The following is a 15,402-nucleotide window of genomic DNA, read 5'->3' as shown; positions in this document are numbered from 1 at the left end:
TCGGATCAGGTTTTGGATCAGGTTTCAAATCAGGTTTTGAAGTAGGAACAGGCGTTGGCACAGGCGCAATATGCTCATCAGGCTGCTTGCGCTTGTTCGCATTCATCATAATGCCGCCGTTGTATTGGGTTGGCTTGGGTTCGGGTGCAATGGGGGTGTGGCTGCCGCCAATGTTTGCCTTGTTGGCATCAACTATCACGCCGTTAGAACGTGAATTGGGCGTTGGATTGGGCTCTGGGCTAGGTGCAGGCTGGGGGTTGGGCGTGTGCGTTGTGCGCCCATTGTCGTTGCCATTGTTTTGGTTGTTATGGCTGCCGTTGTTTTGGCTGCTGCGATTGCTGATTAGATTGGGGTGGGTGGAGGCGTTGTTTTCATCGTTGGGTGTGGTTTTGGGTTTTTCTTCGTTGCAGGCGTTGAGTGCGAATAGGCTCATGAGCACGAGGACGATGGTTTTTTTGTTCATTTGGATTTTCTCTTGGATATTGGTTTTCAGGTTGCCGAAATAGTGCAGGGGTAAAGGAAAAAAGTGCAAAAAAAGGGGATAAATCTTGGAACTGATGACAAAAATAGTTTAATCAGAAACCTTTGCAAAACCTACAACCAATAGAATGTCGGCGATTCGCCGACATTTTGATAAATCAGTAACACTCTGTTTAATCAGATATTTTGCAGTGAACTGCCGCCTTTTCGTTTTGGATTTCAGACTGCTGTTGGGGTTTTGCAAAGGTTTCAATCACTCAGTTTGCCAATAAACGAGCAAAATTGATGCCATTCTTGTGGCAAAAATGGGGGCGCAAAGGCAGCCTGAAACGCGGTGCATCTAAGCCATCAGCCAAGTAAATTGTTTGCAATGGTTTTTGCGCGTTTTGGCTTCGCCGAAACTCACTTCGTTCGTTTTCAGGCTGCCTGAATGCGATATTTTCGCGTAAAATTCGCCTTTTCTAGCTTATTCAAAAGGACTACTCAATGACTGAAATCACCGCCGAAAAACGCATGAACGTGGAAAGTTTTAATCTGGATCACACCAAAGTGAAAGCGCCTTATGTGCGTCTTGCGTGTGTAACCGATGGCAATCATGGTGACATCATTTATAAATACGATTTGCGTGTGTGCCAGCCCAATCAAGACCACATGGAAATGCCGTCGCTGCATTCGTTGGAGCATTTGATGGCGGAATTGTCGCGCAATCATAGCGACAAAATTGTGGACATCAGCCCGATGGGTTGCCAAACGGGGTTTTATGTAACCCTGCTCAATGTGCCCGATTACCAAGACGCGCTGGATTTGATTGAAGCCACGTTAAAAGACGTGGTGGTGGCGCAAGAAGTGCCCGCTTGCAATGTGGTGCAATGCGGCTGGGCGGCGAGCCACAGCCTAGAGGGCGCGCAAAAAATCGCGCAATATCTGCTGGATAAACGCGGCGAGTGGACGGAGATTTTTGCATGAGCCGCGAGATGCTGGTTGCCAACACCATCGCCATCATCGGCGCGATGGAAGCCGAAGTGGCGCATTTGAAAACGCTGTTAGGCAGCCTGAAAACGCACAGCTTCGGCAAAGCCGCCACCATCTACACGGGCACGCTGCACGGCAAAGACATCGTGCTGTGCCAAAGTGGCATCGGCAAGGTAAACGCCGCCATCGCCACCACGCTGGTGATTGAGCATTTTTCGCCCGATTGCGTCATCAACACAGGCAGCGCAGGCGGCATTGGCAAAGGCTTGCAAGTGGGCGATGTGGTCATCGGCACGCAAGTGGCGCATCACGATGTGGATGTAACCGCGTTTGGCTACGCCATCGGGCAAGTGCCGCAACAGCCCGCCAGCTACGCCAGCGAACACAGCTTAGTGCACGCCGCCGAACGCGCCGCCCAAGTGTTTCAGGCTGCCCACATCCGCCAAGGCTTGATTGTGAGCGGCGACCAGTTTATCAACGACACATTCAGCATTGAAACCATCTGCCGCGAGTTTGCCAGCCCGCAAGCGGTGGAAATGGAAGCCGCCGCCATCGCGCAAACGTGCCATCAGCTGAACAAACCGGTTGTGATTATCCGCGCCATTTCCGATAGCGCAGACAGCGAAGCGAGCATCAGCTTTGACGAATTTCTCGCCACCGCCGCGCAGCATTCGGCGCAGATGGTGGTGGAGTTGGTGAAGCAGTTGTAAGAACCTGTATTCACTATTTTCATAGGTATCTTTTATGCCCTAAAAACGCGGCTACCGCGTTAAAAATGCTCGCAAGGTGTCCAACCTTGCTGTGCTTTTTGCCTTGTATCCGCGCTTTTATGTCATCAAATCTGCCTATGCAAATAATGAATACAGATTCTAAATCGTGGTAACTGCTAATAGAAGGCAGCCTGAAAACGAGAAGAATGCGTTTTCAGGCTGAAACCTTTGCAAAACCCTCAACAACAGCCTGAAATCTAAAATGGAGCGGCGACGGCTCGTCGCTAAATGGTTGATTCAACATGGCTTAGTTTATTAACAAAATGTCGGCGAGCCGCCGACGCTCTATTGGTTACAGGTTTTGCAAAGGTTTCAGGCTGCCTTTATCAGGCGCAGGCGGGGAACAATTACCTGCAAACAAGAACAACAAAGGCAGCCTGAAACGATATTTCTCGTTTTCAGGCTGCCTTTTATCCAACCCATCACGCATCAGGAAACCGCGCCATATACACCCCCACGCACAAACACACCACGCTCACCCCCACGCCCACATACAGCCGTTCAGGAAACCGAATCAGCAGTCCCACGCACGACAGCGACATCATCCCCCAAGCCATATACTTGCCCCGCCGCGGAATCGCCCGCTTCTCCTGCCAATCGCGCATCATCTTGCCAAACTTCGGGTGGCGATACAGCCAAGCCTTAAACCGCGGCGACGCTTTCGCCCAGCAAGTAAACGTAACCAGCAAAAACGGCACAGTCGGCATCACAGGCAACACCGCCCCAACCGCCGCCAACACCAAAGCCACCGCCCCCGCCAGCCACAGCAAACCATTGGTCAGCATCGTTTTCAAATTGCTCGGCGGCAGCAGCAACACCAAGCCCGACGACAGCATCAACAACAACGCCGACAGCACAGAAAAAAACCGCCAGCCTTCCGCAAAATGCGCATATTCAGGCGGCAACACAAACGGCAGCAACAGCGACAAACAGCCCGCCAGCCCCGAAGCAATCAGCAACACTCCCAAATAACCACGCAGCCATAGCTCCCGCAACCGACTTTTCGGCATCGCAGCCAACAGCAGCAACGGCGCAAATACCAGCCCCACCACCGCCCAAACATAAAAATTACCCATACAAGGCAGCCTGAAAATCAAAAGAAGCCGATTATACCAAGCCGCCAACATCGCCTGTGGCTGATAAAATACCGCCATCCAACCTGCCAACAAGGACATCCCCATGAAACCCACCCCCGCCACCATGCGCCTAGACAAATGGCTCTGGGCAGCCCGCTTTTTCAAAACACGCTCTCTGGCGCAAAAACAAATTGAACTCAACCGCGTCAGCGTAAACGGCGCAAAAGCCAAAACCAGCAAATACATCGCCGTGGGCGACGTGATAGATTTAACGCTGAACTCGCTGCCCTACAAACTCACCGTGCTCGCGCTCAACGAACAACGCCGCCCCGCGCCCGAAGCGCGGCTGCTCTATCAAGAAGACGAAGCCACCGCACAAAACCGCGAAGCGCAAAAGCTGCTAGACCAAGCCAGCCGCATCACCGCCGCCTATCCCGACGGTCGCCCCACCAAACGCGACCGCCGCCAGCTAGACAAAATGAAACGCGATAGCTGGTAACCCCGCCCGCCCCCATTCAACAAAACAAAGGCAGCCTGAAACGCGCAAGCAAATGGTTTTAGCTTCGCAACTCCGCTTCGCTACGCAGGCTGCCTTAAATGAAGCGGCAACGGCTCATCGCCAAAAAGCCCATGCAAATAGGCAGCCTGAAACCCAGCGCGTAGGGTGTGCAGCTTGCTGTGCACGCGGTTTGCATCGTTAGCAAAGGCAGCCCGAAACCCACCCAATCCAAGGAAACAATATGCCCCACTTTGCCCAAGTGCAAGCCGCTGCGGCGGACAGCATCCGCTGCGCCTTTCCCTCTATTCGCGACCAAGTTGTCGCCCACGGCGAGAAACTGGCGGCATTTTTCTTTTGCTTTGTTGCCGATTTTTACGCCGCCACGCCCGACGGCATTTCGCAGGAAGATATAGGCCAACAAGGCGGGGCTTTGCAGGATGCGCTGCGGACAGACCAAACCAAGTGCTATTGCACGCCCATACAGCCATCCAATCCCGATGGCGATGATTGGCCGGGCAAGCAAAGCCTGCTGTACCGTTTGGGCTGGGAATGGCTGGACGAAGCAGAAAAAAATCGCCGAAGCAACAGGCGACGACACCGCATACGCCACCGCCCGCGCCAATTTTGAAAACGCCGTGATTGCCGCCATGCAGCAATGCGACCGCGAAAGTGTATTTGGCAACCGCGCCGAAAACGGCTTGCTGCTGTTTGCCTATTACACCGATGTGGATGACGAACACAAGCCCGAAGCCGAGCAGCTTATCCACCGCTCCGCCCGAGCCTTAAACAGCAAAAAAGGCTACGACCGCATCGTTGCAGATGGCACAGAAAACCAGTTTGTCCACATTTGGCTAGGCGATGTGCCACAAAACGTGGCGGAATTTGCCAACTATCTGAACGGCAACCCCAGCCCATTTGCGCACGACTTGGGCGGCGAATAGGATGCCGAACGATTGCAAGCCTACCCACCGCAAGCGCAAGCCGTGCCGCCAAAAGATTTTCTCGCCAACAAAGTTGCCCGCAGCGACTGGCGAGCGGCGGTGCTTCAAGCCAAAGCAGCAGAGCTCACCCAAGCCAACGCCATGCTTGCTTACTACGGACGGCTGGATGTGCCCAATGATGGACGGCGATTTAATGATTGTTTTATCTAGGCAGATTCGCAACGCCCTAGCTGTATCAAAAGGCAGCCTGAAACGTGTTGGCACGGTTTTCAGGCTGCCTACTGGTTGCGAAGCTAAAACAGGGTAGGGCGAAGCAATCGGCGTAGGGTGTGCAGCTTTGCTGCGCACGCCGTTCGCATGGTGAGCAAAAAGGCAGCCTGAAATGCCATTTCCACGTTGTGATGACGTTGAACCCCATTTCAGGCTGCCCAATCACACAAAAAGCAGCCTGAAACGCTGTAAACGATTTCAGGCTGCCTCAAATAGAACAACGATGGCTCGTCGCCAAAATACCCAATCAAACCCACCCCATTCACCGCTCCACGCCCAAATCCCATTTTCAGGCTGCCTATTTCTCTCAAAAAAGCCAGCCTGAAATCCCATCTACTCCCCCTCCCTCGGCGGCATCGGCGCAAACCACCCCACCAGCAGCAGCAACAGCCCCACCACAATAAACGACACAATCCGCGCCACGCCGCCGCTGTTGCCCAGTTCCACCAAAAACAGTTTCGCCACCACCACGCCCATCAGCCCCGCGCCCGTGAACCACAACGCGCGCGCCGCCTTTTGATTGCCGCGCACCATCAAGCCAATCGCCAGCAAAGCCCACACAATCGACAAGCTCGCCTGCAAGCCGAACGAAGCCAGCAAATCGCGCAGCCGCCACGCCACGCCGTCATACTTGTGCCACACGCGCATCACCAGCGCGCTCACCGCAAACAACGCCAACGCCGATGGCAGCGCAATCCGCAGCTTTTTCGCATCGGGCGCAAATTCAGGTAGCCACAGAGCGCACCAACGCCACGCCTGCCACACAATCGCCGCCGTTGCCAATTCCAGCGGGTTCAGCAGCGGCAGATACGGCAGCCCGCTTTCGCGCGGCGCAACCCAGTTTGCCGTCAGCAGCCACAGCACCGCCGAAGCCGCCGCCGCCAAGCTGCCCCATTGCCAATACACCGCGCGCGGCTGCAAGCGCGGATGGTTGCGCCACGCCGTAAACGCGCACCACAGCAGCATCGGCACAGCCAACTGCGCCCATTGCGCCCACACCCCGCTGGCATACTGCTCGCCCAGCCTGCCCAGCCAAATCGTCCACATCAAGCCAAACACCGCCAACGCCATGCTGTGCCACGCCACGCTGCGGCGCAGCTTTTCAGGCTGCCACGTCGGCTGCCACGTCATCGCCCGCAGCGATACCGCCGTCATCATCGCCAAAGTCAGCGTTTTGGCAACGGGCGCATAAACCTGCCCATTATCCATCGCGTTAAACAGCAAACACGCATACACCCAGCCCGCCACCGCGCAGGTTTGCAAACCCTGCGTCCACTTGCCCCAGCGCGATACCGCCAGCAGCGGCAGCCACACCAGCCACCACATCGCCCAATAAGACACCAACCACCACACTTCAAAATCAGACCCATAAGACGGCGGCGCGGCCAGCGGCAACAGCAGGTTTTCGCCCGCCATCGCCAGCAGCGCGGCAAACGGCAGCAACGCCCAGCCCGCCGCCGCGTTTAGCATAAACCCATTTGGCGTAACCCCGTTTTCAGGCTGCCAACGGCTCTTGTGCAACAAAAACGCCGCCGCCAACACCAACACCGCCGCCGTTAATTGCAACACACCGCTGTCGCTCGCCCCCGCCGCCAGCAGCATCCCCCACCAGCCCGTGCCCACTGCAAACACCGACAACACCTTGTTCTGATGGCGAAACTGCGCCGCCGCCAACGCCAGCGTGTACGCCGCCATCGCATACGCCGTGCCTGTTTCGGCAAACAGCATCATCGGCAACGCCACCGCATTTGCCAACGCCAACGCCTGCACGGCAGCCTGAAAACCGTTTTCCCACGCCGCCAGCTTTTCAGGCTGCCTAAACCATGTCCACGCCATCGCCGCGCCGCCGCCCATCAGCCACAGCGTGCTCCACAGCGAACCGCCCATCAGCGTATCGCTGCCGTGCGGGAACAGCTTCCACTCGCCCAACTGCGCCACCGCCGCCAACACAAACACCACCAACGCCGCCAAGCGCGTGTGCGGCTGGCGCAGCTTCATGCCAAAAACGTACACCAACGCCGCTTCCAACGCCCACGCGCTCGCCGTCCACGCGCCATCCCATTCCAGCGGAACCGCCAGCGTAACAAACAGCAGCGACAACGCCGCAAACGCCTGTTTCATCACGGCAAAATCATCGCCCTGCTGCGCAAACCACAGCGCAAAACCCGCATACACCGCCGCAAAGCCCACCGCCGAAGCCGCCGCCGCGTGTTGCCAATATTCAACCATTTGATATTGCATGGAAAACGCCGTAATAGCCGTGCCAAACAGCAGCGTGCTGTCCAAGCCGCGAATATGGCTGGCATAGGCGGCAAACGTCTCCATAATGCGCTGCAACGGCGCATCGTTCGGAATGCGTTTCAGGCTACCTGAAAACGGCTCGTGCGCCAGCGTTTGCCGCGCAAAAAAGCACGCCACCGCCGTGTAAAGCAGCCAGTGATACAGCAAAAACGGCTCGGTGCGGGCAAAATGCGCCGCCGTGTAGTCGCGCATCCCCCAAGAGAGCGCGATGGCAAACGTGCCCACAAAGCCCGTGATGTTCAAATCGCGCCACGCCTTGTGCCACGCAATCCACGCCACCGCCGTGTTGAGCAACGCCAAATAACTAAACAAAACCAAATAGTTGCCCGAGCCATCCGAAGTTAAAACAGGTGCAGCCAAGCCGCCGATTAACGCCACTTGCGCCATGATTTTGGCATCGCGCCGCATCGCCAACGCCGCCATCAACGCCACCGCGCCCAGCATTACGGCGAACACCATCGCCGCAGGCATCAGATGATGCCATTTCAACGCCGCCAGCGCGGTTAAATACATAACGGCAAAGCCAAATCCTTGCAGCACCAAGCCGTATTCGCGGTTTTGCGCGCGCAATTTTTCGCCCCCCGCCGCCGCCGCCACGCCCGCGCCAAACGCCGCCAAATATTTGAGCCACAAAGGCAAATGGCTGCCCACATAGCGCAGCAAAAACGCCAAGCCAAAAAACAGCACCACCACGCCGATTTTCAACAGCGGATTGCCGCCCACAAACCACGCGATAAGCGGGTTGGGTTCGGCGGGTTCGCTGGGCTGGTCGGCGGGTTTAGGCTGTCGATGCTTGGCGGGTTGATGCGCGGTGGTTTGCGTGGGAACAGGTGTTTCGGCGGCAATTGCCGTTTCAGGCTGCCGATGGGATGGGGACGCGGGTTGCGCCGTAGATTGAGCAAGGGATGGGGCGACGGCGGGGCGGTTGCCCGGCGCGTCTAGGTTAAATTCGTTGTCTTGATTTTCAGGCTGCCCAAGGGGTTCGGGCGTATGAATGGTTTGCTGAACCGTTTGCTGGATGGCAGCAGGCGCGGGCTGCGTTTCAGGCTGCCTTGCGGTTTCCCGCGACACGGTTAAATGGCTTTCAGGCTGCCGTAGGGTTGCGCTTGCGGTGGTTGCCGATAAATCGGTCGCCAAATGATTTTCAGGCTGCCCAGTAGCGTCCCGCGTGATGGCGTTTTCAGGCTGCCCCAGCAAGGTTTGAATCGTTTGATTTTGCTGATTGATGCGCTGGTGCAAAATGTCCAACTCGTTTTGCAAATCGCGCAGCTTGTTGTCTTGCTGCTTACGCGCTTGCTCCTGCTGCTTGTCGCGCGCCCGATGATGCAGCCATGCCGCGCACAAAATCAAAAACGCTTCCACGCCAGCACTGTAATGCGTCATCGCGCACACAATCAGCGTAGGCACGACAACAAACAACAAAAAATTCATGGCAGCCGCCTGTTCTTTTTGATGAGAATTGAACGCGATTATAGCGATAAACAGGGGGGTTAGGCAGCCTGAAACCTTTGCAAAACCAAATAGCCGATGGAGTGGCGATGGCTCGTTGCCCAATGTTGGATGAAATAGGATGGCATTTATCATCAGCCAAAATATCCGCACGCCATTTTCAGGCTGCCTTTGGGGAATGATTGAGGCAACCTGAAAACGCCAAATGTAAGGGTGGGCAATTCACTTGCCCACCAAAACGTTAACGCTATCACCATGGTGGGCAAGCAAGTTGCCCACCCTACACACTCAATTTTTCAGGCTGCTGCTGGCGTTTTGCAAAGGTTTCAAGCTGCCGCAAATGGAGCGGCGACGGCTCGTCGCCAAACAACCCAATCCAACCAGCCACGCCAAATAATAACGACACAAGTAGGATGTGCAGCTTGGCTGCGCACGCCGTTCAAGGCAGCCTGAAAATGGGCTAGGTTTATTTTCAGGCTGCCCATTCCCCCAAATGCAGCCTGAAAACCGATTAAACACACTCCCACCCCACAACACAAAAAAATCCCCCCAACACCCCCCGCGCAAATTGCTAAAATCGCCCCCAACTCAAAAGGCAGCCTGAAACCCACCCAACCCACCCCCAAAACGCCCAACCCCAAAGGAACCCCCATGCAAACCCTAACCATCATCCAGCCCGACGACTTCCACGTCCACTTTCGCGATGGCGCAGCCCTGCGCTCCGTTGTGCCACACACCGCCCGCCAAATGGCGCGCGCACTCGTGATGCCCAACCTAAAACCGCCCATTACCACCGTAGCACAAGCCCTTGCCTACCGCGCCGAAATTCAGGCTGCCGTGCCGCAGGGCAACCCATTTGAGCCACTGATGTCGCTCTATCTCACCGACCACGCCACGCCCGAGCTGGTGCGCCAAGCCAAAGCCGCAGGCATCGTCGCCTTCAAGCTCTACCCCGCAGGCGCAACCACCAACTCCGACAGCGGCGTAACCGACCTATTCAAACTGCTGCCCGTGTTGCACGAAATGGCGGCGCAAAACATCCTGCTGCTTGCCCACGGCGAAGTAACCGACCCCAGCATTGACATCTTTGACCGCGAAGCCGCCTTTATTGAGCGCGTGATGCAGCCCATCATGGCGCAAGTGCCGCAGCTCAAAATCGTGTTTGAACACATTACCACTGCCGAAGCCGCCCAGCTCGTGTGCCAAGCGGGCGGCAACATCGCCGCCACCATTACCCCGCAACATTTAATGTACAACCGCAATCATCTGCTGGTGGGCGGAGTGCGCCCGCATTTTTACTGCCTGCCGATTATCAAACGCGAACGCCACCGCCAAGCCCTAATCAACGCCGTGATGGGCGAGCAATCGCACAAATTCTTTCTCGGCACCGACTCCGCACCCCACGCCCAAGCCGCCAAAGAAAACGCCTGCGGCTGCGCAGGAATGTTCAGCGCAGCGCACGCCATAGAGCTCTACGCGCAAATTTTTGAAGACGCAGGCGCGTTGCACAAACTAGAAGCCTTTGCCAGCCAAAACGGCGCACGCTTTTATGGGCAGCCTGAAAACACCCGCACCATCACGCTAGAAAAACGCGAGCAGCGCGTGCCCGAGAGCTTTGCCTTTGGCGACGCGCGCGTTGTGCCGATGTGCGCAGGCGAAACCTTGCGCTGGACGCTGGTGGCGTAAGCATAAGGCAGCCTGAAAAATGGAGCGGCGACGGCTCGTCGCCAAATCGCCTAACCCAATAAGGCAGCCTGAAAACCACCCCCAATTAAGAACCTGTATTCACTATTTCCATAGGTATCTTTTATGCCCTAAAAACGCGGCTACCGCGTTAAAAATGCGCGCAAGGTGTTCAACCTTGCTGTGCTTTTTGCCTTGTATCCACGCTTTTATGTCATCAAATCTGCCTATGCAAATAATGAATACAGGTTCTAATTTTCAGGCTGCCCCAGCAAAACCCACTTCCCAAGTCCCGAAAAATAGAGTACATTATCATTTCCTTACTTCTTCTTAACCACTATTAACAAACGGAGCGCAACAATGGAACAATTCCCCAAATCCCATCGTCTAGAAAACGTTCGTTACGAAATTCGCGGTCCTGTGATGCAAGAAGCCATGAAAATGGAAGCCGCAGGGCATCAAATCATCAAACTCAATATCGGCAACCCCGCTCCGTTCGGTTTTGAAGCCCCCGAAGAAATCGTCAAAGACATCATCAGCCATCTAGCCACTTCGCAAGGCTATTGCGACAGTAAAGGGCTGTTGAGCGCACGCCAAGCCATCGTGCAATACTACCAAGCGCGCCATTTTCCAGATGTAGATGTCAACGATATTTACATCGGCAACGGCGTGTCCGAGCTTATCTTGATGACCATGCAAGCCCTGCTCAACGATGGCGATGAAATACTCATCCCCGCGCCCGACTATCCGCTGTGGACAGCCGCCGCCACGCTTTCAGGCGGCAAAGTGCGCCATTATCTGTGCGACGAAGCCGCCGATTGGGTGCCCGACATCGCCGACATCAAATCCAAAATCAGCGATAAAACCAAAGCCATCGTCATCATCAACCCCAACAACCCCACAGGCGCGGTGTACAGCAAAGAAGTGCTGCAAGAAATCGTTGAAGTTGCCCGCCAGCACAAACTGATGATTTTCGCCGACGAAATCTACGAAAAAATCGTTTACGATGGCGCGGTTCACCACCACATCGCCACGCTCGCCCCCGATGTATTCTGCGTAACCTTCAACGGCTTATCCAAAGCCTACCGCGTGTCAGGCTTCCGCCAAGGCTGGATGGTGTTTACAGGCAACAAATCCGCCGCCAGCGGCTTTATTGACGGGGTAAACACCCTATCTTCCATGCGCCTTTGCGTCAATACCCCCATGCAATACGGCATTTCCGCCGCATTAAATGGCTACCAAAGCATTGACGACCTTATCGTCCCTGGGGGGCGGCTCTACGACCAAAGCATTTCCGCCGCCGAAATGCTCAACGATATTGACGGCGTAAGCTGCGTGCGACCCAAGGGCGCGCTCTACGTGTTCCCCAAACTGGACACCAAAAAATTCAACATCCACGACGATGTGAAATTTGCCCGCGATTTTCTTGCGCAAGAAAAAGTGCTGATTGTGCAAGGCACAGGCTTCAACTGGCCCAGCCCCGACCACTTCCGTGTGGTTACGCTGCCACACAAAGAGCAAATTGAAGAAGCCATCAGCCGCCTAGCCCGCTTCTTGCACGGCTATCGCCAGTAAACGTTTTCAGGCTGCTTATGCGGCGCGGGGCAGCGCAGTCAAACCAATTGCGCCCACCCCGCAAAACGCAGTATGATGCGCACGCAGCCAACTTGCTGCATTAACCCAATCTTTTAGGAGACCAACCATGAAAAAACTCGTACTCATCGCCATCACATCCATGCTTGCCCTTTCCGCTTGCAACACCATTTCAGGCGCAGGTAAAGATGTGAGCGCAGCAGGCAACGCCGTAAGCAATGCCGCGCAAGATGTGAAAGAAAAAATGTAAACATTTCCAAGCAGTTCGCAAACGCAAAATCGCCCAAGTTTTATCGCTTGGGCGATTTTGTTTGGTATGGCGGTGGTTTAGCGGTTTCAGGCTGCCTTTTGCTAACGACCACGCCAAGGCAACCTGAAACAGTTGTCGTAGGGTGTATGGCTCTGCCACGCACCGTTTAGCCAGTGTTTAATATGGCGTGCAACAGAAGTGCACCCCACGCGAACACCCGTTTCAGGCTGTCCCCATCCCGCCCGCGCCCAACACAGCTTTCAACCCACTCAACTGCTGCAACACCTTGCGGCTGTGCATCTCATCAGGCAGCCTGAAATCCAACAGCAGGCGCGTTACCGCCCGCGCGCTCGCCCAATCCAGCGCCGCGTTTTCATCCCCCGCGCCCAACGCCAACAACACATCCCCGCGCACCACCACCGCATCGCCCCAACTATCCGCATCGCGCTCATCCACCGCCTGAACAGGCAATTCAGGCTGCACCGCATACCACCCATCCGCTGCCACGCGCCGCCCATCCGCATCACGCTCCCAATCAGGCGCAAAGCCCAGCAACGCCAGCAAACGCCACTCAAAGCAACGCAACGCGCTGGCAAACGCCCGCGCCGTGCAAATCGCCCGCAGCACATCCTGCAACGCCGCAAACAATTCAGGCTGCCCATCTTCCCGCACCGTCAATTTCAGCACCAACTCGTTCACATACAAAGCACTCATCAACCGCTGCCCACTCGGTTGCGCCCAGCCGCCGCGCCATTCCGCCCGATGCACCGTTTTCAACTCTTCCTTGCCAAACCAAGACACCGAAATCGGCACAAACGGCAGCAACACCCCGCGCAACTCCGAGCCACGCGACCGCGCACTGCGCGCCAGCAGCGACACCCGCCCAAAATCGCGGCTAAACGCTTCCACGCGCAAGCTATTCTCGCGCCACGGCAACGTCGTCAGCAAAAAAATCGTTTGATGATTCACACGGCTAGACATACCCACACCCTCACAACAAAAGCGCGGATTATAGATTAGGCAGCCTGAAAACCCAAAACAGCCTTTTCAGGCTGCCTAACCAAACTTTACCCGCCCCAAAAACCCGCAACACATTGAGAACCTGTATTCATTATTTGCATAGGCATCTTTTATGCCCTAAAAACGCGGCTACTGCGTTAAAAATGCTTGCAAGGTGTCCAACCTTGTGTAAACCGCCGCCGCCTTTTGCATCAAATGACACCACCTTTTACAAACTGCCTTTATCTCCGCGTCAAAACCTTTTGCATTTAAATCAGCCTGCAAGCATATTCACTTGCAGGCTATTATTTTGGCTTAACCTATGCTCAAAAAGCCAGCTTAGTCAAACGTCCAAAGCATATTGTCTTCATACGCAGTCTGATAATTCAGCTGTGCATTGACAACCACTTTTTGGCAATCTTTCCACGCCTGCCAGTTGCCCGTCTTAGTGCTGCAAACGTAATCCACATAAGCGGGCAGCTCGCTTTTGGTGCTGCTGAAAAATACGAAAGGCGGCTTAATCTTATCTGCCAGTTTGAGAAACTGCACCATACCGAAATATTGCTCGTTGGCGTATGCGCCTTGTGCAGTGGAGACGTAGGGCGGGTCAAGCAGTAGCAGGGTTTTAGTCTGCCCTGCACATTCGGGCAGCAGCTTGGTAAAGCATTGATGGCGGATTTCCAAGCCGTCTAAGTAGTCTGCTGCTTCGGCATAGGGTGATTTGGCAATGCCGTTCCACCAGATTTTGCTTTTTAAATCTGCCCAGTCTTTGGCTTGTTTGCCGCTGAACAGAAACCAGCTTGCCAGCGTTTGCACGTCCACAAAGCTGTTAAATGTCTCAATCTCTGCAATCAGGCAGGCTTTGGTGTCATCGCTTAACCGGTTATCTTTGCCCGCTGTGCCTACAATGGCAAGGCATTGTCGGCGCAGTCTCTCGGTGTCGGCAATATGGAGCAGGCGCTCGGCGTAGCCGTCAAAGTCGTTGTAAACCACGCGCGCCTTGGGCAGGGTGCGTTTGGTGGTATGCGCCAGCAAGCCGCTGCCGCCAAACACGTCCACAATTGTCCAGCCTGCGCCGTCATCAGGGATGTTTTGTTGCAGCAGCGGGATAAAGTGTTTTAGGAAATTGCGCTTTTGCCCGATAAAGGGCAAGGGTGCTTTTTTGTAGGTTTTCATGTGTGCCTTTGGGTATGTTCGGCACTCAAAGGCACTCTGTTTTTAAAGGATATTTAAACGGGGTTTTACGGCTTTCAGGCAGCCTGAAACTGCTTAAAACGTCTGAATCAGCTTTTCGGCAATCCAGCGCGCAACCGGCGGACAGACGGCGTTGCCCGCAGCCCGAGCTTCCGCAGCGTTGATCTCATCCAGTCCGAGGCAAAGCCCATGATTTGCAGCCGCTCGCGCCCGCTCAACCATCGCACCCCGTCCGTTTCGCACAACGATGATGTCCGAACCCGCTCGGTCAATCCCTGATGCGCCGATGCCGGCCAGCAAAGTAGCGTGGGGTTCTTGCCGTTGTGGGTCGCGCGTTTGCGCCAGCATTCCAACTGGTGCGGTGTCAGCCATAAACTCGGCTGGGGGCAACTCTCCCAGTCCAGCGACCATGAATACGCGACGGCGTTTTGTGGGGACTCCGAAATATGCAGCATTAAGCACGCGCCATGCGCCCAAATACCCGCATTCGGCAAGGGACTGGATGACTGTTTGAAAGTCTTGGCCAGCGTTGCTATTGAGCAGTCCCGTAACGTTTTCCAGCACAACCCAGCGGGGTTTAAGGCTATCCACGATGTGGAGCGCATCAAAGAACAAGCCTGTGCGTTTGCCTGCAAGTCCGCGCCGTTTGCCTGCAATGGAAACGTCTTGACAGGGGAATCCGCCGACGATAACGTCAACCGGCGATAAGTCGGGCAGGCAGGTGCGCACGTCGGTAAACTGTTGGGCGTGTGGGAAGCGGTCGGCGAGCACGGCACGGCAGGTGTCGTTGATTTCCACTTGCCATTTGGTTGTGAAACCTGCTTGCTCAAAGCCGAGGTCAAATCCGCCGATGCCGGCGAACAGGCTGCCGATTGTGGGCTGTTGGGTTGGTTGGATTGATTGAGATTGAGCATCCATAGTGTCC

General features: G+C 55.4%; 19 protein-coding genes and 1 pseudogene. 10 read left to right on the top strand and 10 right to left on the bottom strand.

Annotation, left to right across the window (positions count from 1 at the left end; translation table 11 throughout):
• A pseudogene (locus Q4A85_RS03385) lies at positions 1-463 on the bottom strand (hypothetical protein); the annotation flags it as partial.
• A gap of 503 nt (positions 464-966) precedes the next feature.
• Here Q4A85_RS03385 and Q4A85_RS03380 point away from each other — a divergent pair.
• Together Q4A85_RS03380 and Q4A85_RS03375 are read left to right on the top strand one after the other, a co-directional pair.
• Positions 967-1,446, top strand: a complete 480-nt coding sequence (locus Q4A85_RS03380; protein ID WP_303107752.1) for an S-ribosylhomocysteine lyase — start codon at positions 967-969, stop codon at positions 1,444-1,446.
• A gap of 11 nt (positions 1,447-1,457) precedes the next feature.
• Positions 1,458-2,162, top strand: coding sequence for a 5'-methylthioadenosine/adenosylhomocysteine nucleosidase (locus Q4A85_RS03375; protein ID WP_303107755.1), 705 nt, complete (start codon positions 1,458-1,460; stop codon positions 2,160-2,162).
• A 352-nt stretch (positions 2,163-2,514) separates the two neighbouring features.
• Here the strand turns inward: Q4A85_RS03375 and Q4A85_RS03370 are convergent, their stop codons facing one another.
• Both Q4A85_RS03370 and Q4A85_RS03365 read right to left on the bottom strand, forming a co-directional pair.
• The gene (locus tag Q4A85_RS03370) at positions 2,515-2,652 is read right to left on the bottom strand and encodes a hypothetical protein (protein ID WP_303107751.1); all 138 of its coding nucleotides are present in this window, start codon (positions 2,650-2,652) and stop codon (positions 2,515-2,517) included.
• A complete protein-coding gene (locus tag Q4A85_RS03365; RefSeq protein WP_303107750.1) occupies positions 2,645-3,298 on the bottom strand; it encodes a YbaN family protein in 654 nt (217 codons plus the stop codon). The genes Q4A85_RS03370 and Q4A85_RS03365 overlap by 8 nt, the downstream gene beginning before the upstream one ends.
• Before the next feature lie 103 nt (positions 3,299-3,401).
• Between Q4A85_RS03365 and Q4A85_RS03360 the strand changes: the two genes are divergently transcribed.
• Positions 3,402-3,797, top strand: a complete 396-nt coding sequence (locus Q4A85_RS03360) for an RNA-binding S4 domain-containing protein (protein ID WP_303107749.1) — start codon at positions 3,402-3,404, stop codon at positions 3,795-3,797.
• An 80-nt stretch (positions 3,798-3,877) separates the two neighbouring features.
• On the opposite strand, the gene Q4A85_RS03355 is transcribed toward Q4A85_RS03360, so the two are convergent.
• On the bottom strand, positions 3,878-4,024 hold the full coding sequence (locus Q4A85_RS03355; protein ID WP_303107748.1) for a hypothetical protein: 147 nt from the start codon (positions 4,022-4,024) through the stop codon (positions 3,878-3,880).
• Positions 4,025-4,300: 276 nt separating this feature from the next.
• On the opposite strand from Q4A85_RS03355, the gene Q4A85_RS03350 reads away from it, so the two are divergent.
• Together Q4A85_RS03350 and Q4A85_RS03345 are read left to right on the top strand one after the other, a co-directional pair.
• Positions 4,301-4,738, top strand: coding sequence for a hypothetical protein (locus tag Q4A85_RS03350; RefSeq protein WP_303107747.1), 438 nt, complete (start codon positions 4,301-4,303; stop codon positions 4,736-4,738).
• 12 nt (positions 4,739-4,750) lie between these two features.
• Positions 4,751-4,948, top strand: coding sequence for a hypothetical protein (locus Q4A85_RS03345; protein WP_303107746.1), 198 nt, complete (start codon positions 4,751-4,753; stop codon positions 4,946-4,948).
• Positions 4,949-4,973: 25 nt separating this feature from the next.
• Here the strand turns inward: Q4A85_RS03345 and Q4A85_RS03340 are convergent, their stop codons facing one another.
• The 3 genes from Q4A85_RS03340 to Q4A85_RS03330 are packed head-to-tail and all read right to left on the bottom strand — an operon-like array spanning position 4,974 to position 8,911.
• A complete protein-coding gene (locus Q4A85_RS03340; protein ID WP_303107745.1) occupies positions 4,974-5,156 on the bottom strand; it encodes a hypothetical protein in 183 nt (60 codons plus the stop codon).
• 1 nt (position 5,157) lies between these two features.
• Positions 5,158-5,295 carry a hypothetical protein gene (locus Q4A85_RS03335; protein ID WP_303107744.1) on the bottom strand — a complete coding sequence of 46 codons (138 nt, stop codon included), beginning with the start codon at positions 5,293-5,295 and terminating at the stop codon, positions 5,158-5,160.
• A gap of 46 nt (positions 5,296-5,341) precedes the next feature.
• Complete coding sequence (locus Q4A85_RS03330; protein WP_303107743.1) at positions 5,342-8,911, bottom strand: DUF2339 domain-containing protein; 3,570 nt, start codon at positions 8,909-8,911, stop codon at positions 5,342-5,344.
• A 73-nt stretch (positions 8,912-8,984) separates the two neighbouring features.
• On the opposite strand from Q4A85_RS03330, the gene Q4A85_RS03325 reads away from it, so the two are divergent.
• The 5 genes from Q4A85_RS03325 to Q4A85_RS03305 all read left to right on the top strand — a co-directional run bounded on the left by Q4A85_RS03325 (position 8,985) and on the right by Q4A85_RS03305 (position 12,284).
• Complete coding sequence (locus Q4A85_RS03325; protein ID WP_303107742.1) at positions 8,985-9,155, top strand: hypothetical protein; 171 nt, start codon at positions 8,985-8,987, stop codon at positions 9,153-9,155.
• 18 nt (positions 9,156-9,173) lie between these two features.
• Positions 9,174-9,362: a hypothetical protein gene (locus Q4A85_RS03320; protein WP_303107741.1), complete on the top strand. Its 189-nt coding sequence runs from the start codon at positions 9,174-9,176 to the stop codon at positions 9,360-9,362.
• Positions 9,363-9,409: 47 nt separating this feature from the next.
• Positions 9,410-10,444, top strand: a complete 1,035-nt coding sequence (gene pyrC / locus Q4A85_RS03315) for a dihydroorotase (protein WP_303107740.1) — start codon at positions 9,410-9,412, stop codon at positions 10,442-10,444.
• A gap of 357 nt (positions 10,445-10,801) precedes the next feature.
• A complete protein-coding gene (locus Q4A85_RS03310; protein WP_303107739.1) occupies positions 10,802-12,016 on the top strand; it encodes a pyridoxal phosphate-dependent aminotransferase in 1,215 nt (404 codons plus the stop codon).
• Positions 12,017-12,143: 127 nt separating this feature from the next.
• Entirely contained in the window at positions 12,144-12,284 is a 141-nt protein-coding gene (locus Q4A85_RS03305) for an entericidin A/B family lipoprotein (RefSeq protein WP_303107738.1), read from the top strand.
• 222 nt (positions 12,285-12,506) lie between these two features.
• On the opposite strand, the gene recO is transcribed toward Q4A85_RS03305, so the two are convergent.
• The 3 genes from recO to Q4A85_RS03290 all read right to left on the bottom strand — a co-directional run bounded on the left by recO (position 12,507) and on the right by Q4A85_RS03290 (position 15,395).
• Complete coding sequence (recO, locus tag Q4A85_RS03300; RefSeq protein WP_303107737.1) at positions 12,507-13,265, bottom strand: DNA repair protein RecO; 759 nt, start codon at positions 13,263-13,265, stop codon at positions 12,507-12,509.
• 357 nt (positions 13,266-13,622) lie between these two features.
• Positions 13,623-14,459 (bottom strand): hypothetical protein, encoded by an 837-nt coding sequence (locus tag Q4A85_RS03295; RefSeq protein WP_303107736.1) that lies wholly within the window; start codon positions 14,457-14,459, stop codon positions 13,623-13,625.
• A gap of 93 nt (positions 14,460-14,552) precedes the next feature.
• Complete coding sequence (locus tag Q4A85_RS03290; RefSeq protein WP_303107735.1) at positions 14,553-15,395, bottom strand: DNA cytosine methyltransferase; 843 nt, start codon at positions 15,393-15,395, stop codon at positions 14,553-14,555.
• Positions 15,396-15,402: the final 7 nt, after the last annotated feature.

It is taken from the genome of Kingella sp. (in: b-proteobacteria), assembly GCF_030527935.1.
GTDB lineage: Bacteria > Pseudomonadota > Gammaproteobacteria > Burkholderiales > Neisseriaceae > Kingella_B.
Note: the sequence above shows the minus strand (reverse complement) of the source record. Positions and strands in the feature narration are given on the sequence as shown.